Origin of the sequence: Paracoccus denitrificans (assembly GCF_900100045.1) — a bacterium.
Taxonomy (GTDB): Bacteria; Pseudomonadota; Alphaproteobacteria; order Rhodobacterales; family Rhodobacteraceae; genus Paracoccus; species Paracoccus denitrificans.
Map to the genome: position 1 here is coordinate 1 of NZ_FNEA01000081.1, position 2,275 is coordinate 2,275.

Annotated in this window: 2 protein-coding genes; both read right to left on the reverse strand. The window is 70.4% G+C overall.

Going from position 1 to position 2,275, the window contains the following annotated elements; genetic code table 11:
- Window positions 1-656: ABC transporter ATP-binding protein (locus BLT64_RS25790; protein ID WP_074810798.1), on the reverse strand; the 656-nt coding region annotated here is incomplete at its 3' end.
- A gap of 4 nt (window positions 657-660) precedes the next feature.
- On the reverse strand, window positions 661-2,275 hold a 1,615-nt coding region (locus tag BLT64_RS25795), incomplete at its 5' end, for a KpsE/RkpR family capsule polysaccharide export protein (protein ID WP_254777255.1).

Here is a 2,275-nt window from a genome sequence, read left to right on the forward strand (position 1 = left end):
GGGACCCTGAGGATTTCCTCGTGCATTCTGATGGCCTCCTCGAGGTCGGTGCACAGGGTGAGGCGGCCGTGGTGCAGGACGGCGCCCATGGTGCACATCCTGCGGATCATCGGCATGGAATGGCTGACCACGATGGCGGAGGAGCGGGCCATGCGCTCGGCAAAGACGCGCTGCGACTTGGTGCGGAAATTGGCGTCGCCGACGCTGGTCACCTCGTCGACCAGATAGGTGTCGAAATGGATGCCCATGCTGGCGCCCATCGCCAGCCGCGAGCGCATGCCCGAGGAATAGCTGCCGAAGGGCTGGTGGTAATGCTGGCCCAGCTCGGCGAAATCCTCGACGTAATCGATCAGCTCGTCGGTATCCACGCCGTAGATGCGCGCCACGAAGCGCACGTTCTGCGCCCCGGTCAGCTCGGGGTGGAAGCTGCCGGCAAAGCCCACCGGCCAGGAGATGGTGCCGTCCGACAGCACCCGCCCGGCCGTGGGCGAGACCGTGCCGGCGATCATCCTGAGCAGCGTCGACTTGCCCGCGCCGTTGCGGCCCAGCAGCGCCACCGAGGCCCCGGTGGGGAACTCGGCGTTCAGCCGGTCCGCCACCAGCGTCTCGCGGCCCTTGAGCCGATAGCGCTTGGTCAGGTTCTCGAGCCGGATCATCGCGCTAGCGGCGGTCGCGGACGCTGTAATAGATCAGCACCAGGATCGACCAGCCCGCCAGCAGCATGCCGGTGATCATCGCCCAGAGCCAGGGCCGGTTCGGCTCGGTCGCGCTTTGCGCCACCTTGGGCTCGATATGGGCGGCCAGGTAGCGCGCCTGGCGCTGTGCCTCGGCCAGCGCCGTCTCATGGGCGATGCGGGCCGAGCGATAGGCGCCCTCGGCGAATTCGCGGTCCACGGCCAGCTTTTCGTATTCGGCCATCAGCTGGGCATAGCTCTCGCCCGCCGGTCCCTTGCCCTCGGCGCCGAACTTGGCGCGCTCGGCGTCGATCAGCCGGCGCAGGGCGTCGATCTTCTGCTGCGACTGGGTGACGCGGTGGTCGGTGGGCTGGGCGTTGTCCAGAAGCAGGTCGTGGGCGACCAGCACCTCGGCCAGCTGCGCCTGCAGCCCGCTCAGCACCCCCATCTGCCCGGCCAGGTCCGCCTCGGGATCGACGATCTGCGAGCGCATGCGGAAGGCGGTCATCGCCTGGCGGGTCTCGGTCAGCTCGGCGCGGGCCTTGTCCAGCTCGGCCTTGGCCAGCCGGGTGGCGTCGTCCTGGGCGATGGTCGAGAGCTGGTTGATCTTGTCCGAGCTTTCCTGGAACACCGCCGCGGCGATCTCCTGCGCGTCCCGGGCGGTGAAGGCGCTGATCTTCAGCGTGATCAGCTGGGTGGTGCTGTCGTAGAGCACCTTGACCTGGCGCTGCCAGTAGTCGGTCAGGTCCTCGACATGGCCCTCGGGGTCGAAGGCGAAGACGAAGTCATGCGGCCAAGGCCCCGAGAAGCGCGCGCGCAGGTCGAGCCGGGCGTCGATCCTTTCGACCATGTCCTGGCTGCGGATGTATTCGTAGAGGATGTCGGTGTCCGAGGCGCTGGCGCCGCCGGCCAGCGGCGCCAGCCCGCCCAGCAGGTCGATCGAGGGGGTGGACTGTTCCTTGCGCACCGAGAAGCCGACGGTCGAGACATACTGGTCCTCGGCGCGCAGCCAGAGATAGGCGGCCCAGAGCAGGCTGGGCAGCAGCACCAGCGCCAGGAACGAGCCCAGGATCAGCCAGTGCCGGCGGCGCGGCTCGGCGATGCCGACGGTCGGGCGCACCGGCTGGTCGGGGGCGGCGGCCGGCTGCTGGGGCCGGACCCGGGCCAGAGGCTTTGCGGCGGGCTTCGCGGCAGGTTTCGGGGCCGGCTTCGCGGCGGGTTGCGCCATGGGCCGGACCGGGATCGGCTGGTCCTGCTGGCGCAGCGCCGGCGGCTTGGGATCGGCCGGGGCCGCCGGCTGGGCCGCACGCGCCGCCTGGCCCGATTGCTGGCCCGATTGCTGGCCCGATTGCTGGCCCGATTGCGGGCCCGATTGCTGGCCCGATTGCGGGCCCGATTGCGGGCTGGCCGGGCTCGCGGGCTTTTGCGGCGGCGGGGCCGGCTTGCGGTCCTGCGTCTGATCCCGCGCCTGATCCTGCCGGGGCTGCGCCGGCGGCTTCTGCTGCGGCGGCTGCGCTGCTGCCGGCTTCGATGCTGCCGGTCCCGGCTGGGTCTTCTCGGGCTGCGGTTTCTGGGGCTGCGGCTTCTGGGGCTGCGGCCTT